Source organism: Thioalkalivibrio sp. ALMg9 (genome assembly GCF_000380625.1).
Classification (GTDB): domain Bacteria; phylum Pseudomonadota; class Gammaproteobacteria; order Ectothiorhodospirales; family Ectothiorhodospiraceae; genus Thioalkalivibrio; species Thioalkalivibrio versutus.
The window spans coordinates 686703-710499 of record NZ_AQYC01000009.1 but is presented as its reverse complement, the minus strand read 5'-3'; the positions used below and the strand labels follow the sequence as shown (position 1 = coordinate 710499).

Below are 23797 nucleotides of genomic sequence, written 5' to 3'. Positions count from 1 at the left end.
CGTGCGGGGCGCCGGGGTGGGCGGATTCAGCGCGCAAGCCCGGGCTCCGTGGCGGCTCCGTCGGCGTACCAGGCCCAGAAGTCGTTCGGCTGTTCCAGGGCGGCATCGGCGCCCCATTGATCCGGACGCTGGTTGGCGTCGATGTAGCCCCAGTTGGCGATCAGGGTGGGCATGCCGGCGGCCCGTCCGGCCGCGATGTCGCGTTCTGCATCGCCCCAGTAGCAGTGGCGTTCCGGCGGCAGGCCAGTCTGCCGGGCGGCCAGCCACATGGGTTCCGGGGCGGGTTTGCGCTGGGGCAGGGTATCGCCGCTGACGACGGCTGCCATGCGCGCATGCAGCCCGAGGGCCTCCAGCAGTGGATCGGTCAGCCAGCCCGGCTTGTTGGTCACCACGCCGATGGACCAGCCGCGGGCCTCGCAGGCGTCCAGCAGCTCTGCGAGTCCGGGAAACAGGGCGGTGGTCCGGCACAGGTCGCGGGCGTAGATCTCCAGGTAGCGCTTCTTGAGATGCTCCGCGAAGGCGGGATCGGCGTCCGGGAAGGCGAGATCCACCAGGGCCCGGGACCCGTGGGAGACAAAGTTACGCACGACCTCGAACGCCAGCGGCGCACGGTCGTGTTCGGCCATCAGGGTGACCAGGGCCGCATGCATGTCGGGAGCGGTGTCCAGCAGGGTCCCGTCGAGGTCGAACAGGACCGATCCGAGTTCGTGGGTCATTCGTCGGGGCCGGCTTCGTCGCGGCGGGCGGCCATCAGGTAGTTCACGTCGGTGCGGGCGACCAGGCGATAACGCCCGCTCAGGGGCGAATAGGTCAGGCCGGTCATCGCGGTGACCTCGAACCCGTGGCGGCGCAGGGCGGTGCCCAGTTCGGAGGGACGGATGAAGCGGCCGTACTCATGGGTGCCGGTGGGCAGCATGTGCAACACGTATTCGGCCCCCACGATGGCCTCGGCAAAGGCGCGCGGAGTTCGGTTGATGGTGGACAGGAACAGCCAGCCGCCGGGGCGCACGAGCTTTGCAAGGGCGTCGATGACGGCATCCGGATCGGGCACGTGTTCCAGCATCTCCAGGCAGGTCACCACGTCGTAGTCGCCGGCGTGACGTTCGGCGTGTGCCTCGGCGGTGGTGTGCAGGTAGTGGATCTCAAGCCCTGCCTCCACCGCATGTTCGCGCGCCACCTCCAGGTGTTCGGCGCCGGCGTCCAGCGCGGTGACCTGAGCGCCGCGAACCGCCATTGCCTCGGAGAGGATGCCGGCGCCGCAGCCTACATCCAGCACCTTCTTGCCGGCGAGATCGGCCTGGCCGTCGATCCATTCGAGGCGCAACGGGTTGATCGCGTGCAACGTGGCGAAGGGGCCCTTCGGGTCCCACCATTCGTGGGCCCGATGGGTGAATTTGTGGATCTCGGCGCTATCGACGTTTGCGTGCGCAGAAGTTTGGGAGAGGGGTTCGGGGCTCATGGCGTCTGTCTCGCTCAGGCAGTGGGCTGCTGGGTTTCCAGCACCCGGATGCGCCAGTACTCGGCTTCGGCGTGGAGATCCTGCGAGTTCAGCGTAAGCAGTTCGCGGTCGCGTAGCAACGGCCGTCCGGCCACGTAGACATCGCGCACGGCATCGCGGGTGGCGGCGTAAACGATCTGTGCACTGGGGTCGTGCGCCGGTTGCAGTTCCAGCGCCTGCAGGTCTACTGCGACCACATCGGCCTGTTTGCCGGGCTCCAGGGAGCCGATCCGATCCGCGAGTCCCAGGGCTTTGGCACTCCCCAGCGTCGCCATTTCCAGCGCGGCGGTGGCGGGCAGGGCGGCGGCATCGCCACTGACGCCCTTGGCCAGCAGTGCAGCGGTGCGCATCTCGCCGATCATGTCGAGATCGTTGTTGGAGGCGGTGCCGTCGGTCCCGAGGGCGATGTTGATGCCGGCGGCCTGTAACCGCGTGACCGGGCAGAAGCCGGAGGCGAGTTTCAGATTGGATTCCGGGCAGTGGGCGATGGAGATCGGGCGTTCGCGCAGCAGATCCAGATCGGTATCGTCTACCTGGGTCATGTGCACCGCGATGAAGGGCTGGTCCAGCATGCCAAGGCGTGCGAGGCGGGCCAATGGTCGTTCGCCCTGGTCGCGCAGGGCGTCGGCGACCTCGCTGGCCGTCTCGTGGACATGCATGTGGATGGGCACGTTCAGTTCGCGGGCACGGGCCGCCACGCGCTCCAGGCTTGTATCCCCCACGGTGTATGGCGCGTGCGGGGCGACATTGAAGGCGATGCGGTCATGGTGCCCCCAGTTCGCGACGACGTCTGCGCCGCGCTGGAAGTATTCGTCTGCCGTGCTTGCCCAGGGCGTTGGGAAGTCGAACACGGTGAGGCCCAGCGAGGCGCGGATGCCGGTCTCGTCGACCACCCGGGCCGCATCGTCCACAAACAGGTACATGTCACTGAAGCACGTCGTGCCCCCGCGCAGCATCTCGGCTATGGAGAGGCGGGTGCCTGCGCGTACGAATTCGGGGGAGAGCAGCTTGCCCTCGGCGGGCCAGATATAGCGCTTGAGCCAATCCATCAATGTGTGGTCGCTGCCGATGCCGCGCAGGAGGCTCATGCCGGAATGCGTATGGGCGTTCACCAGGCCCGGGATCAGGACCTGTCCGGGGTGGTCCCGGTACTCGGCGTCGGGATGGTTTGCGCGAGCGGTGGCTTGCGGCTCGATGGCTTCGATCACGCCGTTACGAATCACCAGGGCGTGATCCCGCAGGATGGTGTCGCGGGGAATGACCGGGAGGATCTGCGGGGCGCCGAGGATCAGCGTCTGGGCGTTGTGCATGGCGGTATGTCTGCGCGGGGGCCAGGGTCGCGCATGGTACCCGAAAGGGGCGGCATTGCGCCGCCCCGGGAAACGGCCGGGACTACCAGCGATTAATCGCCAGGCGGCCCGGACCGGTCAGTGCCAGGGCGATGGCCGTGAACAGGAACATGCCCTGCAGCTCGAGGGCCCAGCCGCCGGTGCCGGTGAGCAGGAAGACCTCGTGGGTGTGGGCGAGCGCGATGGCGAAGAGCATGTTGATGGCGATAATCACCGCGCCGATGCGCGAATACAGGCCGATGATGACGAGGATCGGGGCGAGGATCTCGCCGATGTAGACGCCATAGGCGAGGATCGCCGGGAGTCCGGCGTTGGTAACCATGCCTTCGATGCCGCTGATCCCGCCAGTCAGCTTGGCGATGCCGTGCAGCAGGATCATGATCCCGAGGGCCAGGCGGAGTACGAGCTTGCCACTGTCGTCTAGCGTGTTGTCCATTGCCATCCTCTCCTTGTCGTGCTGCGGATCGATGTCCCCAGTCGCTACGGTCGGGCCTGTGCCCGACCGGGTTTGTCCCCGGGCAACATCCGGCCAGGGCATGCGCCCCTTTGGGATGTACCTGTGGCGGGTCAGCCGGCGTCGCGCCCCAGACGCTGGGCCCGGGCGACCTCGGCGACGTGACGCCCCTGCGAGGCGGCCATGCCCAGTTCGTTCTCGCTCGGCTGGCGCGAGCCGTCGCCGTCGGCCAGCGTGGTCGCCCCGTAGGGGGTGCCGCCGCAGACCTCGCTGACATCGAGCAGGCGCTTCTCGGTGTAGGGTAGACCAACCACGGTCATACCGTAGTGCAGCAGGTTCACGATGGTCGAGATCAGGGTGGTCTCCTGGCCGCCGTGCTGCGAGGCGGTGGAACTGAACACGCTCCCGACCTTGCCGACCAGCTTGTCGCCGAACCACAGGGCACCGGTTTGATCGAGGAAATTGGCCATCTGCGCGGCCATCCGGCCGAAGCGGGTAGGGGTGCCGATGATGATCGCGTCGTAGTCCGCCAGTTCTTCGGGCTTGGCGATGGGGGCGGCCTGGTCGAGCTTGGCGCCGGCATTGCGGGCCACGTCGTCCGGCATCAGCTCGGGGACGCGCTTGATCGTGACTTCGGTCTCCGGGACCTCACGGGCGCCGCGAGCCACAGCTTCGGCCATCTGCTCGATGTGGCCCCAGGTGGAGTAGTACAGGATCAGGATCTTGGTGCTCATGGCGAGTCGCCTCTGGTTGGCTAGGTTGCAATACCCGCAACCTTAGATCCGATTTATACGAATGAAAATGGCGAAAAACGGCTCAAACGATTCGAATAATACGAATGGTTAGGGGTGGGTTGCGGCGTTTCCGTTGCCGCTCTGGCGCAGTACCAGGGCCTCAAGTTCTGCCAGCGTGTCGGGATGGCCGTACAGGTAGCCCTGAAAGTGGCGGCAGCCGAGGCCGAACAGGAAGGCCCGCTGCTGGTCGTTCTCGACACCTTCGGCGATGACGTCCAGGTCGAGGGTGTGAGCCAGGTTGACCACCATCTGGGCGATCGCGGCATCGTTGGGATCGTCCAGGACGTCGCGTACGAAGGACTGATCGATCTTCAGCTGAGCGAGGGGCAGTCGCTTGAGGTAGGCGAGAGAGGAGTAGCCGGTCCCGAAGTCGTCCAGGGAGAACTCGATGCCGAAGCTCCGCAATTCCTCGATGTGGGCAATGACGGTCTCCACGTTTTCGAGCAGCATGCTCTCGGTCAGCTCCAGCTTCAGGCGGTGCCCCGGGGCGCCGGTAGCCTCGAGCGTCTCGGCCAGATCGCGCACGAAGTACTTGTGCCGGAATTGGCGCGCGCTGACGTTGACCGACAGGGTGAGGTCCCGAAAGGCGGGCTGGTGTTTCCAGGCGGCCAGCTGCTCACAGGCCGCGCGCAGCACCTTGCGGCCAATCGGGACAATCAGACCGGTCTGTTCAGCCACGGGGATGAACTCGGCGGGCGAGATCATCCCGCGGCTGGCGTGCTTCCAGCGCAGCAGGATCTCGGCCCCGATAACCGCGCCCGACGTGTTCACCTGTGGCTGGTAGTGCACGCTGAAGGCGTCCTGATCCAGGGCGTGGCGAAGCTCGCTCTCCAGTTCGAATCGGGCCTCGACGGCGCGGTGCAGCTCGGGGTCGTAGAAGCGCACAGTGTTGCGCCCGGCGTTCTTGGCCCGGTACATGGCGAGGTCCGCCTGCTTGAGGATCTCCTCCACGCTCAGACTGCGGCCGCTGAACAGTGTGGCGCCGATACTGGGCGTTACATGCCGCCTCTGTCCCGCCAGCTTGAATGGATCGCGCAGAATCTCGATGAGCTTGCGACCCACGGCCTCGGCCTGGGTCGCCGCGCGTGCCGGGTCCGGGTGGAGATCATTGAGGATGATGACAAACTCGTCGCCCCCGAGGCGGGCGAGGGTGTCCGCCTCGCGCACGGAGTTCAGCATGCGCTCGGCGACCTGGCGTAGCAGGTCGTCGCCGACTGCATGGCCGAGGGTGTCGTTGATGTCCTTGAAGTTGTCGAGATCGATGAACAGCAACGCGCCATGCAGTCGGGTGCGTTCGGTATTGGCGAGACTCTGACCCAGCCGGTCGTGCAGCAGGGTGCGATTGGGCAGTTGGGTCAGCCCGTCGAAGAAGGCGAGACGCCGGATCTCGTCCTCGGCCTGCTTGCGATCGGAGATGTCGGTCATCGTGCCGAAGGTCGCCATCACCTGGTCGTGGTCATCGAAGCGGGCACTGGCGTAGATGCTGACCCAGCGGATGTCACCGTCGCGGGTGCGCAGACGGATCTCCTCGGATTGCGAATGGGAGCCGCCCTCGAGGAGGGTGGCACAGAAGCTATGGGCGTCGTCGTGGTCCTCGGGGGCTACAAAGTCGCACAGCGGGCGGCCGAGAGTCTCTTCCACGCTGAACCCCGTCAGGGCCTCCCAGGCTGGATTCAGCAGGGTCCAGTGGCCTTCGGCATCGGTACGGAAGATGACCTCGGAGATGTGGTCCACCACGTCGCGGTAGCGGTTCTCGCTTTCCGCCAGAGCATCGGTGGTGCGTCGGTGGGTGGTGATATCCAGGGTCAGGCCGCGCAGGCTCTCCCGGCCGTCCGCGTCACGGGCCCAGGAGAGGATGTCTCGCAGCCAGATCCACTGGCCGTCGCGATGGGCGAAGCGGTAGTCCACCGTGCGCGGGCTGGTCCGGCTCTCGCGGGCGGCGTTCTGCACGCGCGGCAGGTCGGCAGGGTGGATATGCCGGGCGCGCAGCTCGCCCCGGCCCAGGTTGTGGGCCGGGAAGCCCAGCAGACGGCGGGTGTCGCCGGACACGAACTCCCATTCGTGGGTGCGCGGGTCAGCCTCCCACAAGATCGCATTGGCACCGCCGAGCATGGACTCCAGGCGTGCGACCGAGCGGTTCAGTTGCTGGTTCTGTTGTTCCAGGGTGGTCTGGGTGGACCCCAGATGGGCGGCGACATCGTTGAAGGTGCGCGCGAGGTCGCCGAACTCGTCGTGCGACCGCACCGGGATGCGATGGTCCAGACGGCCGCCCTGTAGCGCCTTGCCGCCCTGGTTCAACAGGCGCAGGCGGCGAGTAATAACCAGGCTGAAGACCACCGCGGCCAGCATGGACAACACGAGCACGCCCAGTGCCAGCAGGACGTTGCGCTGCAGGAGGGTGGCGGACAGGGCGTCGATCGCATCGGTGGAATAGCCCACCGCCAGGGTCCCGAGCGGTTGCCCGGCCAGCTCAATGTCGCGCAGGATCTCGATCTGCCCGGGCGTGGTGCGAGTGCCGTCCGGGCGTGCCGGGATGGTGTCCGGCGAGATGCCCACCGACGCCATCGGCTGGTCCTGGGCATCGAGTACCACGGCATAGAGGACATGGGAGTCGTCCGCGACGAGCTCGAGCAGGTCCTGCAGCATCGCCGGATCCGCGTAGGCCAGGCCGGGGGTCAGCGCGCTGGAGAGCAGGCGGCCCTGCTGTTCGGCAAAGCGTTCCAGCATCTGCGACTGGTTGTGCTGCACCTGGGAGATGCCGCTGATCATCAGCGCTGCCACCATCGCGACCTGGATCGCGACGGTGCCGATGATGATCTGCCAGGCGAAATTCAGGCGCATGTGGGGGGCGCCGACGCCTGTGGGGCGATGCCGGCAGAGGTTGGGCCAGAGCTGGTTGGAGCCGGGCCGGGAAGGGGCATCGACGGAATCCGGGTTGCGTGCGCGCCAGAGTCACCGCGTGGTGCGGCCATGGATTTATCGCGCCCATTTTAGCGGTACTGGACGAAGGATGCCCGTCCCGCATTTGAAATGTGGGGAAGGCCACGGCGGTCGGGGGCGATCGTTGGGGTGGGTGGATGGCGAGGTAGCGGGGGAGAAGCCGGAAAGCCCAGGAGCGGTCCGCGCCCGCGCGGCGGGCGTGATGGATGCTGCGGGCTGGACTTACGGGGTCGGGTTCCCGGCCGGGATGGGGGTCCGGAGATCGAATTTGGCTTCCAACTCATCCAGCGCACCCTGGAAGGCCGCGTACTCGCCGGCATGCGCCGCGATGAATCCGCGGTGTCCGATATGCCTCAGGAGTGCCGTGCCGGACGGGCTCTGCTGCAGCGTGATCAGGCGATGGTGCAACCGCGGGGTGTCGCTATCCAGACGTTTGTGGACCAGAAGGGTAAGCCCCGGGAACCGTTCGGATTGGGCGAGGATACGCACCAGGCTTCCGTCGCCCAGCGACATGTGGCGTTGGCGGGTGCCTTCCATATCCGGTCGTACCGGCAATACGTTGCCTTCGATGATCATGACGAGGGCATCGGCGATTCCGCGTTGGAATGCGGCCACTGCCGCGTTGTTGTGGTGATAGTGCAGGTAGCGGGGCGGGCCGGGTGGGTCGGGCCAGTCCTCGGCGTCAGTCAGGCTGCGTGCGAGGGTCGCGGCGCGGCTTTCCTTGTACGGGACTGCGAGGGATCGGCCTGCGAGGCCGGCAAGCGAATCGATGCCACCCCCGGGCCGCACCAGGAGGACCATCGCCAGCTCTTCCTCGCTGCGTACCAGTAAGCGGTAGGGCCCGTTTTCCGTGAGGAGCGGCACTACCTGCGGTGCCACGAGGATCAAGTCGTAGCGGCCCTCTCGGGTGCGTTCGAGGAGCGTCGGCAGGTCGCGTGCGGACTCTAGCCGTACCGGCTGGCCGAGTTCCGTTCCCAGCCAGTCGCGCAGGGGCGCGTAGCGTGTGAACAGCGCTGGCGGGCTGGCAAATGGCTGAATCCCGAAGGTGAATGGGGCTTGTGCCTGAGCCGGGGTGCTCAGCAACCAGAGCAGGATGGCGAGTGCCAGCCAGACGAGCGCCGGCCGCCGCCGGGGCGGGCCGGTGGGCTTGCATGACATGTTCGCAGCAGGCGTGACCGTCGCAGGCATGGAGCCACCGTCTATTGGGCTTCACTAGGTAAGACGGGGCAGGCGCGCGATTTCGTCCCGTTCCGGGGCGTCAAAGAATGGACGATTGGGCTTTGGTTGGGCTTGGCCGTCTGGTCCGTGGGTGTCGGGAATCCGTCGGCATCTTGTGGCGCGCCCGGTCCGGTCATGCCTGAAAGCCCCGTTCCACCGGTCTTTGGTGGGTCTGGCGTTGTTTTTGCTTGCATCCGGTTCTTACGAATCGCACGACCGCGCGGGCGCTACCGGCGCCGCGGGACGGAGGAAGCACATGACCGGAATTTTCGATCGGGTCGCCGAGGCGCTGTTGGCCACGTTGCAGGGGCTCAGTCCATTAAGCGTGATTGGCTTGTTCGCGCTGTTGCTGTTTGGGCTGTTCCTGGCGGCGTTGACGGCGACGGCATTGCGCCGCGCCGAGTCCTTGCAGGGAGCGGCGCCCGCGCTGCTGACCACCGTGGGGATTCTCGGCACCTTCCTCGGGGTCGCCATTGGGCTGCTGGATTTTGATGCTGGACGGGTGGAGGCCAGTATCCCGGCCTTGCTGGAGGGGCTCAAGCTGGCCTTCGTGACCAGTATCGTGGGCATCTTGCTGGCTGCGGTGTTGCGGATGGTTCAGGTGATGGTACCCGCACCGACGGCATCCCCCGAACCGTCTGCGGAGGGTGCGTCGGATGCACCATTGGATAATGCGCACCTGGCGGCACAACAACGGGATGCCTCGCTGGCCGTAGTGGAGGCGGTGCGGGCCCTCGATCAGCGCCTGGATGCCCGGCTGGAGCAACAGCACCGCGAACTGACCGGCGCGCTCGATGGCATGGCCGAACGTATCACCGAAATGAGCAGCGGACACCTGGTAGAGGCCCTGGAGCGGGTGATCCACGATTTCAACGATCGCCTGGGTGAACAGTTTGGCGAGAACTTCCGGCGTCTGGATGACTCGGTCGCTCGCCTGGTGGAGTGGCAGGCTCAGTATCGCGAGCAGATGGACACCCTGCATCGGGCCTTCGACCAGGCCCGTGCCGGGGTCGAACAGACCGAGCAGACCCTGGAGCGCATGACCGGGCAGGCCTTGCAGATCACCCGGCACGTGGAGGATCAGGAATCGACGCTCTCCAGTCTGCGGCGCGAGACGGTGGAACTGGAGGCCCTGCTGGGGAGCATCGCGGCCCTGCGGGATCGTGCCACCGAGGCCTTCCCGGCGATGGACGCACGGCTGGAGGCGATGCTCGAGAGTATCGAGAATGCCGTCCAGGCAGGGCTCGCGGCGGAGACGCGCTGGGGTGGGGAACGTTCCGCCGCCATCGCCTCCGCGGGCGGGCGTAACTGATGTTTTCCTGGTTGGCGCGACGCCGTCGGCGACAAGGTGTGGCCGCGGGAAACGAGGCCGACCAGGGTTCGCACTGGCTGGCGGTGGCGGACCTGATGGCCGCGCTGATGATGATCTTCCTGTTCCTCGCGCTGCTGCACATGGTTCAGGTGGAGCGCGAGAGTGCGGTGCATACCGAGGTTCGCAACGAGGCGGCCGCCTTGCGCGCGGCGATTTATTCGGTTCTGGAGGAGGAGTTTCGCGAGGATTTGCCGCGCTGGAATGCGGAACTGGACCGCGATAGCCTGACCTTGCGCTTTCGCGAGCCGGAGGTCCTGTTCGAGCGCAGTTCGGCACGCATCCGGCCGCGCTTCGAGGCGATTCTCGAGGACTTCATGCCGCGCTACGCGGAACAGTTGCGTCCGTTCGCCGAGGTCATTCGGGAGGTGCGGATCGAGGGCCACACCTCCAGCGAGTGGGCCGGCAGCGACGATGCGCTGGATGCCTATTTCGGAAACATGGATCTTAGCCAGCGCCGCACGCGCGCGGTGCTGGAATATGCCTATCAGCTGGAGCCCCTGCAGGAGGCGGACTGGTTCCGCTCGCGGGTCGCGGCCGTGGGGTTGTCCTCTTCGCGCCGGGTGCTGGACGAGCGCGGCGAGGAGGATCGTCGGGCATCCCGCCGAGTCGAGTTCAGTGTCCTGACCGATTTCGAGGCGCGCCTGCTGGGCGCGGGGACGGCGTCGGACGAGGCAGGGCCTCGACCTCTGGAGGCGCGCGTCCGCTGACCCGGTTGCCGTCAGATGGCGCCGAGCAGGGCCTTGCGCAGGCGGGCCTGATCCTCGTCGTCGAGCGCCGCGTGGTCGGGGCGGCTGAGGAGGAAACTGTCCTCGACCTGTTCCCCGGCCGTGGCGATGCGTGCAGTCCGCACGTCGATTCCCTGCTCGGCAAGGACATGCCCGATGGTCGACAGCAGGCCGGGTCGGTCCAAAGCGCGCAGCCGCATGCGCGTTGCCTGGCCGCCCGCAGCGGGTTCGAATTCGATCTGCGTATCCACGTCGAAGTGCTTGAGGCGGCGTGGAAGCTGGCGTGAGGCCGGGTTGGGGATGGTCCCTTCGCGTTCGAGTTCACGTTCGAGGCTCTGGCGGATCTCTTCGGAGCGATAACCGGCATCCACCGTCTGGCCCCCGCCGCTTTCGAGAACCAGAAAGGTATCCAGCGTGCGGCCGGCTGCGGTCGTGATGATCCGTGCGTCCACGATGTCCAGTCCCAACTGGGTCAGGGCGCTGGTGATGCGCGCGAAGATCCGGGGATGGTCGCTGGCGTAGACGAAGATCTCCGTGCTCCCGCGCGAGGTCTTCGGGCGCACCAGGATCAGGGGGAGGGCGTCCGGGGGGAGTGGCAGCAGGGCCCGGGCGTGCCAGGCGATCTCGTCGGCGGAATGGCGCAGGAAGTATTCGTCGTCCAGTTCGTCCCACAACTTCCGGGCCTGATCGGTATCGAAGCCTTGTTGTTCGATTAACGCGAGTGCCTCGGTGCGGGTTTGCCGGATCTGTTCGTCCATGTCCGGCGGGGTATCCAGACCCCGGTCCAGGACATTGCGGGTGGCGTGATAAAGGGTTTGGAGCAGGGAATCCTTCCAGCTGTTCCACAGCTCCGGATTGGTTCCGCGGATATCGGCAATGGTCAGCAGATAGAGAAAGTCCAGGCGTTCGCGGGTGACCACCTCGCGGGCGAAACCCATGACGACCTCGGGGTCGGAGATGTCCTTGCGCTGGGCCGTCAGCGACATCAGCAGGTGGGAACGCACCAGCCAGGCGACCAGGCCGGCATCCGCGTCCGACAGGCCGTGATGCTGGCAGAAATGCAGGGCATCGTGGGCCCCCAGCTCGGAATGATCACCCCCGCGGCCCTTGGCGATGTCGTGAAACAGGGCGGCCAGCACCAGACGTTCGGGGCGCACCAGTCCGGAGTAGATCTGGTGCGCCAGTGGCTGTTCGTGCGCGAACTCGGGCAGCGCCAGGCGGCGCGCGTTGCGCACCACGTTCAGGGTGTGCTCGTCCACGGTGTAGGCGTGGAACAGGTCGTACTGCATGCGTCCGATGATGCGCCCGAAGGCCGGCAGGTAATTGCCCAGCACGCCGTAGCGGTTCATGCGGCGCAGCTGGCTGGTGATCCCGCGCGGGGCGCGCAGGATGTCCATGAAGAGCTCGCGGCACACCGGATTGCGGCGGAAGTGCCCATCGATCAGGTGGCGGTGGGCCCGGATCAGGCGGATGGTGGAGGCGCGGATGCCCTGGATCTCCGGGTGTTCCTGGAGCAGGCGGAAGACCTCCAGCAGCGCCGGCGGATAGATCATGAAGACCTGATCGTGCGCCGCCTCGAGGTAGCCGCCCCGGACCTGGAAACGCTGGTGGATGCGTACGGGGTCCTGGAGGGCTTCCGGATCGTCGAGGATGGCCTCGTTGAAGTGTTGCAGCAGCAGTTCGTTCAGCCGCTCGAGATCGTTGATGGTGCGGAAGTAGCGCTGCATGAACTGCTCGACCGCCCGGTTGTGGTTCTGGTCGACGAAGCCGAAGGTGTTGGCCAGCTGGCGCTGCAGATCGAAAAGCAGGCGGTCCTCGCGGCGGCCAGCGAGCATGTGCAGGGCAAAGCGTACCCGCCAGAGGAAGTTCTGGCCCTCCATCATCTCGCGGAACTCACCCTCGCGAAGGAAGCCCAGTGACACCAGCTCCTCGATGCGCTCGGCGCCATAATGACGCTTGGTGACCCAGCCGATCATCTGGATGTCGCGCAGGCCGCCGGGGCCTTCCTTGACGTTCGGCTCAAGGCGGTAGGCGGTCTCGCCAAAACGCCGGTGGCGTGCTTGTTGTTCGGCCAGCTTGGCGGCATAGAAACTGCGCGAGTCCCAGATGCGGTCGGGCTCTATGGCGCCACGGAAGTCGTTGAACAGGCTGAGATGGCCGGCCAGGTACCGGGCCTCGATCAGGTTGGTCGCGACGGTGATGTCGTCGCGCGCCTCGCGGGTGCAGTCGTCGATACTGCGCACGCTGTGCCCGACCTCGATGCCGATGTCCCAGAGGAACGTGACGAAGTCGCTGATCCGGTCGAAGAGGGCGGGGTCATGTTCGCCCTCGAGGATGATCTGGATGTCGATATCGGAGGCCGGGTGCAGTTCGCCGCGGCCATAGCCACCGACCGCGATCAGGCATAGCTGGTCGTCATCCGCGAGGCCCTTCTGAGCCCAGATCAGCTTGAGAAGCTCGTCGATGCGCCGGGCGTGGCCATGGATCAGCTCGGCGATCGGCATGCCGTCGCGAAAGCCCTGGTATTGCTGTTCCAGGATGGCGCGGCGCCGGTCCCGAAACAGCGCAATATTCCCCGGGTTGCGGCTCAGCCGCTGGTAGTCCTCGCCCCAGCCGGGGGTGAAGGCCGGAGTATCGAGTTCGCCGGGGGTGCTGCCCGCAGGATTCATTGGGGCTCCGTGGAGTGGGCGGTTCGAATCGGCGGGGAACAGGCGTGATGGCGTTCGATCAGGCCGCGATCTCCTGCGGTGGGGTTTCGTCCTTGCGCAGGGTCAGGATCTCGTATCCGTCGGCGGTGACCAGTAGTGTGTGTTCCCACTGCGCCGACGGACTGTGATCCTTGGTCACGGCGGTCCAGCCATCCGCCAGGATGCGGGTGTGGCGGCGGCCGGCATTGATCATCGGCTCGATGGTAAAGCACATGCCTTCTCTCAGGGTCATGCCGGTGCCAGGCTTGCCATAGTGCAGGACCTGCGGATCCTCGTGGAAGCCGCGCCCGATCCCGTGGCCGCAGAACTCGCGCACCACGGAGCAGCGTTGTGCCTCGGCGTACACCTGAATCGCGTGGCCGATATCGCCCAGCGTTGCGCCCGGGCGAACCTGCTGGATGCCGAGGTACATGCTGGTACGTGCCACGTCGATCACCCGCTGGGCCTGGATACCGGCCTTGCCGATCACGAACATGCGGCTGGTGTCGCCGTGGAAGCCGTCCTTGATCACGGTGATATCGATATTGAGGATATCGCCGTTCTTCAGCTTGCGATCCCCCGGGATGCCGTGGCAGACCTGATGGTTCACCGAGGTACAGATCGACCTTGGGAAGCCGCGATAGTTGAGTGGGGCCGGGATCGCGTCCTGGGTGTTCACGATGTAGTCGTGACAGATCCGGTCCAGTTCCCCGGTCGTCACGCCGGCTTGCACGTGGGGCTCGATCATCTCGAGGACTTCGGCGGCCAGGCGGCCGGCGACGCGCATGTGTTCGATCTCTTCGGGGGTCTTGATGGAAACGGACATGGGGGCTCCCGCCGCGGCGCCCGGAGGGGCTCGGCGTTTGGTTCGGGTAAGTGTCCTATGCTATAAAGCGCGCGCCTCGCTGGCAATTCGGCGGGGTCGGAAGCCGCCTTTTGCGGGGCGACTCCCGAAACCTTAATCCACACACGCATCGGCACGATCTGTCGGGTGCCCGCCCTCGGAGAAGATTCGGTTCGGGTTTCAGATCGGGATGCGTGGAGGCTCAACCCGTTACAGGAGAAAACTCATGTCCCTCGTGACTATGCGACAGATGCTGGAGGCCGGTGTGCACTTCGGCCACCAGACGCGTTACTGGCATCCCAAGATGGCCCCGTACATCTTCGGGGAACGCAACAAGATTCATATCATCAACCTCGAGAAGTCCCTGCCGATGTTCAACGATGCGTTGAACTTCCTCGGCAAGATCGCTGCCGACGGTGGCCAGATCATGTTCGTCGGCACCAAGCGCTCGGCCCGCGACGTGGTGGCCGAAGAGGCAAACCGTTGCGGCATGCCGCACGTGAGCCACCGCTGGCTGGGCGGCATGCTGACCAACTTCAACACCGTCAAGCAGTCGATCAAGCGCCTGAAGGACCTCGAGACGATGGACGCCGATGGCAGCTTCCAGGTCCTGAACAAGCGCGAGGCCCTGAGCCGTCGCCGCGAAAAGGACAAGCTGGATCGCAGCCTGGGCGGTATCAAGGACATGAACCGCATGCCCGATGCGATGTTCGTGATTGACGTCGGCTACGAGAAGATTGCGGTGGCCGAGGCGAAGAAGCGCGGCATTCCGGTCGTCGCCGTGGTGGATTCCAACCATTCCCCGGAAGGCGTGGATTACGTGATCCCGGGCAACGATGACGCGATGCGTGCGATTCAGCTCTATGTGGCTGCGATCGCCGATACCATCATCGAGGCCAAGGGTGCGGTGACCACGGGTGGCATGGGCGAAGCAGAAGCCGCCGAGCCGGCCGCTGCAACGACTGACGCCCCCGACACCGCGTCGCCCGCCAACCCCGCTTGATAACAGGAGCCGGTCGCCACGCTGGCGGCCGGCTCGAGCATGATTCAGGAGCAAGCAACGATGCAGATTACTGCTGCACAAGTAAAAGAACTGCGCGAGCGCACTGGCGCCGGCATGATGGAATGCAAGAAGGCCCTGACCGAAACCGGCGGCGATCTGGAAGCGGCGGTCGAGGCAATGCGCAAGTCCGGCATGGCCAAGGCCGACAAAAAGGCGGATCGTGTCGCGGCCGAAGGTCGCGTCGAGATTGCCAGCGACGGTTCGCGCGCGGTGATCGTCGAGATCAACTGCGAGACGGACTTCGTCGGCAATGACGACAACTTCCGTGCCTTCACCAGCGCCTGCGCCAATGTGGCGCTGAACACCGCCGCCGATTCGGTGGAAGGCCTGATGACCGAGACCGTCGATGGTCAGACCCTGGAAGAGCAGCGTACTCAGCTGATCGCCAAGGTCGGCGAGAACGTCCAGGTCCGCCGTTTCGAACGCATGACGGCGGAAGGTGCGCTGGGTTTCTATCAGCATGGTGCCCGGATTGGCGTGCTGGTTGGTCTGAACGGTGGTGACGAGCAGCTGGCCAAGGATATCGCGATGCATATCGCGGCGAGCCATCCGGTGTGCATCGACGAGAGTCAGGTGCCGACCGAGATGCTCGACAAGGAACGTGCGATCTTCAAGGCCCAGGCCGAGGAATCGGGCAAGCCGGAGAACATCATCGAGAAGATGATCGAGGGGCGTATCCGCAAGTATCTGGGCGAGATCACCCTGGTGGGCCAGCCGTTCGTGAAGGATCCCGATCAGACGGTCGCACAGCTGCTGGAAAGCAAGGGGGCTTCGGTCTCCGGCTTCATCCGCTTCGAGGTGGGCGAGGGGATCGAGAAGAAGACCGAGAACTTTGCCGAAGAGGTAATGGCTCAGGCGCGCGGCGCCTGATCCAGCAGGACTCCGGGGCGGCCGCTTGATGCGGCCGCTTCCGGATAAAAGGGCCAGAAAAAACTGGCAAGCGAGAACAACCGAGCCCGAGATAAGGAACCCCATGAGTCAGGACAGCCAGCCCGCGTTCCGGCGCATCCTTCTGAAGTTGAGTGGGGAGGCCCTGATGGGTCAGCAATCCTATGGGGTTGACCCGGATGTCCTGGCGCAGGTGGCCGAAGAGGTCTCGGAGCTCTCCCGCATGGGGGTCGAGGTCGGCATCGTGATCGGTGGCGGCAACATCTTCCGTGGTGCGGGGCTGGCACAAGGCGGCATGGACCGGGTGACCGGCGACCACATGGGCATGCTGGCAACGGTGATCAATGCGTTGGCGCTGCAGGATGCGATCGAGCGCGCCGGGCGTTTTTCGCGGGTGATGTCGGCGATCCGCATCAACCAGGTGTGCGAGGACTACATCCGCCGGCGTGCGGTACGGCACCTGGAAAAGGGGCGCATCGTGGTGTTTGCGGCCGGAACCGGCAATCCGTTCTTCACCACGGATTCCGCGGCGAGCCTGCGGGCGATCGAGATCAACGCCGACATCATGATCAAGGCGACCAAGGTCGACGGGGTCTACGATGCCGATCCGATGACCACCAAGGATGCCCGACGCTACGAGCGGCTGACCTTCGACGATGCGCTGGAACAGCGTCTGGGCGTAATGGATACCACGGCCCTGGTGATGTGCCGAGACAATGGCCTGCCGATCCGTGTAATGAACATGTTTGCCAAGGGCGACCTGCAGCGGCTCGTGATGGGCGAGGCGGTCGGCACCTTGGTCGAGGGAGCCCGTAATGAGTGACGCCACCCTGAAAGATGCGCGCGAACGCATGGACAAGAGCCTGGAAGCGTTGCGCAACGAGCTATCGAAGATTCGAACCGGCCGTGCGCACCCCACGCTGCTCGAACATGTGCATGTGGAGTACTACGGCATGGATGTGCCGATCAACCAGGTCGCGAACATCAATGCCGAGGACGCACGCACGCTCTCCGTGGTCCCGTACGAGAAGGACATGGTCGGCAAGATCGAGAAGGCCATCATGACTTCGGATCTGGGACTCAATCCGGCGAGCATGGGGACGACGATCCGTGTGCCGCTGCCGGCGCTGACCGAAGAGCGTCGGCGTGACCTGGTCAAGGTCGTCCGGGCCGAAGCCGAGCACGCGCGGGTGGCCGTGCGCAATATCCGGCGGGATGCCAACAACGCCTTCAAGCAGCTGGTCAAGGACAAGGAGATGTCCGAAGACGACGAGCACAAGGCGCAGGAGCTGATCCAGAAGCTGACCGACGACCACATCGCCAAGGTCGACGCGATGCTTGCGGACAAGGAAGCCGAGTTGATGGAAGTCTGACCGGCGCAGGCGATGCCGGTTACTACTTCACCCAGCGAGGCGCTCCCTGCGCACGTGGCCATCGTCATGGACGGCAACGGGCGTTGGGCCGAGGCCCGAGGTCTGAGTCGTTCCGAAGGCCACCGGGCGGGGCTGGAGGCGACGCGGCATGCCGTGCGGTTTTTCGCCGAACAAGGCGTGGGCACCCTGACGCTGTTCGCCTTTAGCAGCGAGAACTGGGGCCGCCCGCGCGAAGAGGTCGAGGCACTGTTCGATCTGTTTGTGTCCGCCATCGAGGCGGAACTCCCGGAACTGATCGAGCGCGGGATCGCGCTCACCTTTATTGGCGATCGCGCAAGCTTCCCGTCGGATCTGCAGACGCGGATGGCGGAAGCCGAGCAGGCCTCTGCCGCCAACGAGGGTATGCGGGTTGTCGTGGCACTGGGATACGGTGGCCGCTGGGACATCCTGCAGGCGGCCCGCCGCTGGGTGGCCGCCGGCGACGAAGGGGCGAATCCCGAGACTTCTTTCGCCGGCTATTTGAGCACGGCCGGGATGCCCGACGTCGATCTGTTGATCCGCACCGGCGGCGAACGCCGCATCAGCAATTTCCTCCTGTGGCAGGCGGCGTATGCCGAGTTGCTCTTCGTCGAGACGTTCTGGCCGGACATCACAGCCGATGATCTGCGACAGGGGCTGGCGTGGTATGCGAGTCGCCAGCGGCGTTTCGGCTGCGTGACCGGAGCCGCCGAGGCAAGTGCGCGGGAGGTGCCGAGTGCTTAAACAACGGATTCTGACGGCCGCGGCGCTGGGTTTGCCGGCGCTGGCTCTGGTGGCCTGGGGCCCGAACTGGGCGGTGCTGGCGCTGGTCGCGCTGGTCCTCGGGTTGGCGACCTGGGAGTGGGGCGGACTGGCCGGGCTCGAAAACCCGTTGGCACGCGGTGCGCTGGTGGCGGCCGTGGTGGTTCCCGTGGTTGCGCTTGGTCTGGCGCCGGTTGCGGGGTTGCACTACCTGATCCTGGGTCTGGTGTTGCTGTGGTGGCTGGTGATCCTGTTGCTGTTGCCGTTTTATCGCGAACGCGAGAAGGCCGCACCGGCATCCAGTCGGACCCTCTTTGCGGTGGCCGCGATCATGACGTTGGTGCCGGCGGGAATGGGCCTGGTTTGGCTGCATGCCCTGGCGCCTTTGCTGGTGGTCTATCTGGTGGTGCTGGTTGGCCTGGCCGACACCGGGGCGTATTTCGCCGGGAAGGCGTTCGGGCGCAACCCGTTGGCGCCGCATATCAGTCCGGGGAAGACCCGCGAGGGCTTGCTTGGCGGGCTACTGACGGTGCTGGCCTTCGCGATCGTGGTGGCGGCCGTTTGGGGCCTCGAGCCGATGGACGCGATGGTATTCCTGCTGCTGTCGGTGCTGATCGGGCTGGTCTCGGTCGTGGGGGACCTGTTCGAGAGCATCCTGAAGCGACAGGCTGGCGAGAAGGACAGTGGTTCCTTGCTGCCGGGCCACGGGGGTATTCTGGACCGGTTCGACAGCATGGTCGCGGCGGCTCCGGTTTTCCTGGCCGGGTTGTTGTGGCTGGCGCTGATTCCGGCCCCGCCGGTGGCGGCATAGCGCGAACGGACGCAGGTACCCATGAAGACGACGCAGATCACCATTCTCGGATCAACCGGCAGCATCGGGTTGAGTACGCTCGATGTCGTGGCGCGTCAGCCGGAACGCTTCCGCGTGTATGCCCTGACGGCGCATTGCAATGTGGAGCGCATGCGCGCGCAGTGCCTGGCCCACCACCCGGAGGTGGCCGTGATGGTCGATCCCGATGCCGCCGAGGCTCTGCGCACGGCTTTGGCGGCGGTCGGCTCGCGTACCGAGGTGCGGGCGGGTGCGGAGGCCCTGGCGGAGGTCGCCCGGGAGCCCCGGGTCGACGCGGTGATGGCGGCGATCGTGGGCGCAGCCGGGCTGTTGCCGACGCTGGCCGCGGCCGAGGCGGGCAAACGGGTGCTGCTCGCCAACAAGGAGGCCCTGGTCATGTCCGGGGCCTTGCTGATGGATGCCGTGCGCCGCTCCGGTGCCTGTCTGTTGCCGATCGATTCCGAGCACAACGCGATCTTTCAGTGCCTTCCCAATGGCTACGTCTGTGCCGAGTCGGTGACACCGCACGGGGCACGCCGGATCTGGCTCACCGCATCGGGGGGGCCGTTTCGCGACCGTCCGCTGGACAGCTTTGCCGGGATTACGCCGGACGAAGCCTGCGCCCACCCCAATTGGGATATGGGGCGCAAGATCTCGGTGGACTCGGCGACCATGATGAACAAGGGGCTCGAGGTGATCGAGGCCTGCTGGCTGTTTGCCGTGGCGCCCTCGACGATTCAGGTGGTACTTCACCCGCAGAGCATCGTGCATTCGATGGTGGCCTACGATGACGGGTCGGTACTCGCGCAACTCGGCAATCCCGACATGCGCACACCGATCGCCCATGCGCTGGCCTGGCCCGAGCGTATGGAGTCGGGCGTTGAACCGCTGGATCTGCTCACGATGGGCAAGCTGGAGTTCTCCGAGCCGGAAGCGGAACGTTTCCCGGCGCTCGGTCTCGCCTACGCCGCACTGGAGCGTGGAGGGACGGCCACCGCGGTTCTCAACGCGGCCAATGAAGTGGCGGTGGATGCCTTCCTGGGAGAGCGCCTGCCCTTCAGCGAGATCCCGGCGGTGATCGCCACGACCCTGGAAGCGATCGAGGCCGAGGCAGCCGATTCGCTGGAGCGCGTCCTGGGTGCGGACCGGCGGGCTCGCGAGGTCGCGAGCGAGTATGTCGCGAACGCACGACCCGTCCTGTCATGACGTTCCTGACGAGCCTGCTGGCGTTTGCGGTGGCCATTGGCGTACTGGTGACCGTGCACGAATATGGGCACTACCTCGCCGCCCGTCTGGTGGGGGTGAAGGTGCTGCGCTTCTCGGTGGGTTTCGGCCGGCCGATTTTCAAGCGCTACTTCGGGCGGGACCGGACGGAATTCGTGATTGCCGCATTGCCGCTGGGTGGCTACGTGAAGATGCTCGACGAGCGCGAGGGTCCGGTGGCGCAGGAAGAGGTCCCGCGGGCTTTCAACCAGAAAGGTCTTGGGGCCCGTACGTTCGTGGTGTCGGCCGGTCCGGCGGCGAATTTCCTGCTGGCGATCCTGGTCTACGCCGTGATGTTCATGGTGGGTGTGGGCGGGATCAAGCCCATTCTCGGCGAGGTGGCGCCGGATACGCCGGCCGCCGAGGCAGGCCTCGAGCGGGGGCAGGAGATCCTGCGGGTGGGCGATCGTGAAGTGGCGGACTGGGAGCAGGCCAACCTGCGCCTGCTGGACCATGCGGTTCGCGGCGACGCGGTCACCCTGCTGCTGCGCGGCACGGACGGTCTTGAGATCGAGCGGGAGGTGGATCTGCGGGATCGCCAGGCGTTGCTGGCAGAGGGGCAGTTCCTCGACAAGCTGGGATTGCAGCCCTATCGGCCGATGCTGGAACCGCGGATCGGTGCCGTCGAGGGTGGGAGCCCGGCGGCGGCGGCCGGACTGGAGGTCGGGGATCGTGTGCTGGCAGTGGACGGCGAGCCGGTCGCGGACTGGAATCGCTGGGTCGAGGTGGTGCGTGCGCATCCAGAAGCCGATCTGCGGGTCACCGTGGAGCGCGACGGGCGCACCCTGGAACTACGAATGACGCCGGAGGCGACGGATCACGAGGGGGTGGCCATTGGCCGTATCGGCGCGGGCGTGGATACGGATCAATCGGCGGCACGGGACATGGCCGTACTGGTGCGCCAGGGTCCGGGATCGGCATTTGTCTCGGGGGCGGAGCGGACGTGGGATGTGACCGTCCTGACACTGGGCATCCTCTGGCGAATGATCACCGGGGATGCGTCGGTTAAAAATATCAGCGGACCGGTTACCATAGCCGAGTTTGCGGGGGTCTCGGCGTTGATCGGGATTTCGGCGTTCCTGGGATTTCTCGGGCTGGTGAGCGTGTCGCTCGGGATCATCAATCTGCTGCCGATCCCGATGCTGGATGGCGGCCATTTGCTGTACTACGCCGCCGAGGCGGTGAAGGGCAGCCCGGTGTCGGAGCGCACCCAGATAATCGGTCAGCAGGTGGGTCTGCTGGCGATCGCGGGGCTGATGGTGCTGGCCCTGTACAATGATTTGACACGACTGTTCGGTTAGGCGAGGGCACTCTGGAGCGGCATCCCGGGTGCCTCGATCAGCCCACCGAACGGCCTATTTTTTGGCGGAGAGCATGGCGCGAAACAGCTTGAGAGGAATGGCCCTGGTCGGTTTGCTGGGCCTGGCGGGGACGGCCTGGGGCCAGGCCTACGAGATCGAGGATATCGAGATCGAGGGGCTGGAACGGATCACCGCCGGTACCGCGCTCAGTTATCTGCCCGTGCAGGTTGGGGATACCTTCGACGACAATCGCAGTCCGGAGGTGATCCGCGAGCTGTTCCAGACCGGCTTCTTCGACGATGTGGAGATTGCCCGGCGCGGGGATGTCCTGGTTGTGATCGTCTCTGAACGCCCTGCGATCAACGAGATCAATTTTTCCGGTAACCGGGATATCCCCGACGAGGGCTTGCGCGAGGCGCTGGATTCGGCCGGCCTGCGTTCCGGGCGGGTATTCAACCGCACGATGCTGGACCGCATCGAGAGCGAGCTGCGCCAGCAGTATTTCGCGCGCGGACGCTACAACGTGCAGGTCGATGTGGAGATCGTGGAACTGCCGCGTAACCGCGTGGACATCGAGATCGACATTACCGAAGGGCCGGTGGCCAAAATCCGCCAGGTCAATGTGGTGGGTAACGAGAGCTACTCGGGTCGTGAACTGACCCGGCGTTTCGAGTCCGGCGTGCCACGCTGGTGGGCCTTTTTCAGCCGGCGGGACAATTACTCGCGCGAGAAGCTGTCCGGGGATCTGGAACAGCTCCGTTCGCATTATCTGGATCAGGGTTTCCTGGAGTTCGATATCGACTCCACTCAGGTGACGCTGACGCCGGATCGGCGGGATCTGTTCATCACGATTAACGTCGACGAGGGCGATCGCTATACGGTGACCGGTGTGGATCTCGCCGGGGAGTTCGTGATCCCGCGGGAGGAGCTGGAGAGCCTGATTGACGTGGACATCGATGCGCCGTTTTCGCGCAGCCAGGTGACCGAATCCGCCGAACGGATCAGCGAGCGCCTGACTCGGGAGGGTTTCGCATTCGCCAACGTGAACCCGGTACCCGACGTGGACGAGGACAACCGCGAAGTGGCGATCACGTTCTTCGTCGACCCGGGCCCGCGCGTCTATGTTCGGAACATCCGGATCACCGGCAATCAGAACACCGAGGAACGGGTGTATCGCCGCGAGATGCGGCAGATGGAGAGTGCCTGGTACAACGGGGCATTGGTCGAACGTTCCCGGGTGCGTGTCCAGCGGCTGCCGTTCGTCCAGAGCGTGAACGTGGAGACCGAGCGGGTCGCCGGCACCGATGACGAAGTGGACCTGAATATCACCGTGACCGAGCAGCAGTCCGGGGCCTTGTCGCTGGGCGCCGGGTTCTCGCAGAACCAGGGGCTGCTGCTGACCGCGAGCCTGACACAGGACAACTTCCTTGGGACCGGCAATCGCTTCTCCACCGAGGTGAGTACCAGCAAGGTCAACCAGCTGTTCCGCATGAGCGTCACCAATCCGCACTTCACCCCCTCCGGTGCGAGTCGCGGGTTCTCCGTGTTTTATCGCAAGATCGACGCCGAGGAGGCCAACATCTCGCGGTATTCATCCAACCGCTTTGGCTTCGACGTGACTTACGGGATTCCGCTGTCGGAGTTCGACCGGATTCAGGTGCGACCGGGTTTCGAGAACATCGAAATCGAGACGGTCGAACGGTCCGACACTCGTATCGGAACCCCGGACGAGATCATCGACGAGCTGGACGAATTTGGCGATTCCGCGAACCTCTACAAGCTCGAGACCAGCTATGTCCACGATACGCGGGACAGCACGACCTTCGCCTCGGAAGGCCGTCGCCATCGGGTCGGCCTGGAAGTCACGGTGCCGGGCAGTGACCGCGAGTTCTACAAGCTCACCTATTCGGGCCAGGAGATCTTCCGGCTGTCCGATCGGTACTCCTTCAGCCTCTCCGCCGGACTCGCGTACGCGGATGGCTACGGAGGGGATGACGTCCCGTTCTACGAACGGCTGTTTGCCGGGGGCATTCGCTCGGTCCGCGGCTACGAGGACAACCAGCTGGGCGATCTGCGACCGATCCGCGATGGTCAGGTGGCGACGCGCGATTCCAATGATGATCCCTACGGTGGGCGGTTCCGGACTACGCTGTCCGCGGAATTGTTCTTCCCGATGCCGTTTGCGGCCGACAACGATGCAGTCCGCATGAGTACCTTTGTGGACGCGGGGAATGTGTTCCATGATGTGTCGGACTTTGATACCAGCGAGTTGCGGGCATCGGCGGGTGTGGCGGTGACCTGGTTCTCGCCGGTGGGGCCGCTGAGCTTCAGCGTGGCCGAGCCGTTCAACGATCAGCCGGGTGACGAGCTGCAGCGCTTCCAGTTCCTGCTGGGGGCCAGTTTCTGAGGATGATCGATG

The 23797-nt window shown here is 65.4% G+C and carries 20 protein-coding genes; 11 read left to right on the top strand and 9 right to left on the bottom strand.

What is annotated here, in order from left to right:
* Positions 1 to 26: 26 nt before the first annotated feature.
* From gph to F792_RS0112400, 7 genes are all read right to left on the bottom strand, one after another.
* A complete protein-coding gene (gene gph, locus F792_RS0112430; protein ID WP_018169878.1) occupies positions 27 to 716 on the bottom strand; it encodes a phosphoglycolate phosphatase in 690 nt (229 codons plus the stop codon).
* Complete coding sequence (gene ubiG / locus F792_RS0112425; protein WP_018145562.1) at positions 713 to 1459, bottom strand: bifunctional 2-polyprenyl-6-hydroxyphenol methylase/3-demethylubiquinol 3-O-methyltransferase UbiG; 747 nt, start codon at positions 1457 to 1459, stop codon at positions 713 to 715. Before ubiG ends, gph begins: the two co-directional genes overlap by 4 nt.
* A 14-nt stretch (positions 1460 to 1473) precedes the next feature.
* Positions 1474 to 2808: a TRZ/ATZ family hydrolase gene (locus tag F792_RS0112420; RefSeq protein WP_018169877.1), complete on the bottom strand. Its 1335-nt coding sequence runs from the start codon at positions 2806 to 2808 to the stop codon at positions 1474 to 1476.
* An 82-nt stretch (positions 2809 to 2890) separates the two neighbouring features.
* Complete coding sequence (locus tag F792_RS0112415; RefSeq protein WP_018169876.1) at positions 2891 to 3283, bottom strand: DoxX family protein; 393 nt, start codon at positions 3281 to 3283, stop codon at positions 2891 to 2893.
* A 131-nt stretch (positions 3284 to 3414) separates the two neighbouring features.
* Complete coding sequence (gene wrbA, locus F792_RS0112410) at positions 3415 to 4035, bottom strand: NAD(P)H:quinone oxidoreductase (protein WP_018169875.1); 621 nt, start codon at positions 4033 to 4035, stop codon at positions 3415 to 3417.
* Between the two features lie 108 nt (positions 4036 to 4143).
* Positions 4144 to 6936 (bottom strand): EAL domain-containing protein, encoded by a 2793-nt coding sequence (locus F792_RS0112405; RefSeq protein WP_018169874.1) that lies wholly within the window; start codon positions 6934 to 6936, stop codon positions 4144 to 4146.
* A gap of 321 nt (positions 6937 to 7257) precedes the next feature.
* On the bottom strand, positions 7258 to 8118 hold the full coding sequence (locus F792_RS0112400; RefSeq protein ID WP_026305974.1) for a PhnD/SsuA/transferrin family substrate-binding protein: 861 nt from the start codon (positions 8116 to 8118) through the stop codon (positions 7258 to 7260).
* A gap of 391 nt (positions 8119 to 8509) precedes the next feature.
* On the opposite strand from F792_RS0112400, the gene F792_RS0112395 reads away from it, so the two are divergent.
* Together F792_RS0112395 and F792_RS0112390 are read left to right on the top strand one after the other, a co-directional pair.
* A complete protein-coding gene (locus F792_RS0112395) occupies positions 8510 to 9565 on the top strand; it encodes a hypothetical protein (protein WP_018169872.1) in 1056 nt (351 codons plus the stop codon).
* Entirely contained in the window at positions 9565 to 10332 is a 768-nt protein-coding gene (locus tag F792_RS0112390) for an OmpA family protein (protein WP_018169871.1), read from the top strand. Before F792_RS0112395 ends, F792_RS0112390 begins: the two co-directional genes overlap by 1 nt.
* A gap of 11 nt (positions 10333 to 10343) precedes the next feature.
* Here the strand turns inward: F792_RS0112390 and glnD are convergent, their stop codons facing one another.
* On the bottom strand, positions 10344 to 13019 hold the full coding sequence (gene glnD, locus F792_RS0112385) for a [protein-PII] uridylyltransferase (RefSeq protein WP_018169870.1): 2676 nt from the start codon (positions 13017 to 13019) through the stop codon (positions 10344 to 10346).
* A 58-nt stretch (positions 13020 to 13077) separates the two neighbouring features.
* Positions 13078 to 13863 carry a type I methionyl aminopeptidase gene (map, locus tag F792_RS0112380; protein WP_018145571.1) on the bottom strand — a complete coding sequence of 262 codons (786 nt, stop codon included), beginning with the start codon at positions 13861 to 13863 and terminating at the stop codon, positions 13078 to 13080.
* A 244-nt stretch (positions 13864 to 14107) separates the two neighbouring features.
* Between map and rpsB the strand changes: the two genes are divergently transcribed.
* From rpsB to bamA, 9 genes are all read left to right on the top strand, one after another.
* A complete protein-coding gene (gene rpsB / locus F792_RS0112375) occupies positions 14108 to 14884 on the top strand; it encodes a 30S ribosomal protein S2 (RefSeq protein ID WP_018145572.1) in 777 nt (258 codons plus the stop codon).
* 60 nt (positions 14885 to 14944) lie between these two features.
* Positions 14945 to 15814 carry a translation elongation factor Ts gene (tsf, locus tag F792_RS0112370; RefSeq protein ID WP_018145573.1) on the top strand — a complete coding sequence of 290 codons (870 nt, stop codon included), beginning with the start codon at positions 14945 to 14947 and terminating at the stop codon, positions 15812 to 15814.
* A gap of 103 nt (positions 15815 to 15917) precedes the next feature.
* Entirely contained in the window at positions 15918 to 16655 is a 738-nt protein-coding gene (gene pyrH, locus F792_RS0112365) for a UMP kinase (protein ID WP_018145574.1), read from the top strand.
* Positions 16648 to 17205, top strand: a complete 558-nt coding sequence (frr, locus tag F792_RS0112360; protein WP_018169869.1) for a ribosome recycling factor — start codon at positions 16648 to 16650, stop codon at positions 17203 to 17205. Before pyrH ends, frr begins: the two co-directional genes overlap by 8 nt.
* 12 nt (positions 17206 to 17217) lie before the next feature.
* On the top strand, positions 17218 to 17967 hold the full coding sequence (uppS, locus tag F792_RS0112355; RefSeq protein WP_026304822.1) for a polyprenyl diphosphate synthase: 750 nt from the start codon (positions 17218 to 17220) through the stop codon (positions 17965 to 17967).
* Positions 17960 to 18796 carry a phosphatidate cytidylyltransferase gene (locus F792_RS0112350; protein WP_018169867.1) on the top strand — a complete coding sequence of 279 codons (837 nt, stop codon included), beginning with the start codon at positions 17960 to 17962 and terminating at the stop codon, positions 18794 to 18796. Before uppS ends, F792_RS0112350 begins: the two co-directional genes overlap by 8 nt.
* Positions 18797 to 18817: 21 nt before the next feature.
* A complete protein-coding gene (gene ispC, locus F792_RS0112345) occupies positions 18818 to 20020 on the top strand; it encodes a 1-deoxy-D-xylulose-5-phosphate reductoisomerase (protein WP_018169866.1) in 1203 nt (400 codons plus the stop codon).
* Complete coding sequence (rseP, locus tag F792_RS0112340; RefSeq protein ID WP_018169865.1) at positions 20017 to 21378, top strand: RIP metalloprotease RseP; 1362 nt, start codon at positions 20017 to 20019, stop codon at positions 21376 to 21378. Before ispC ends, rseP begins: the two co-directional genes overlap by 4 nt.
* Before the next feature lie 73 nt (positions 21379 to 21451).
* Complete coding sequence (gene bamA, locus F792_RS0112335) at positions 21452 to 23785, top strand: outer membrane protein assembly factor BamA (protein ID WP_369772414.1); 2334 nt, start codon at positions 21452 to 21454, stop codon at positions 23783 to 23785.
* The last annotated feature ends 12 nt before the right edge of the window (positions 23786 to 23797 follow it).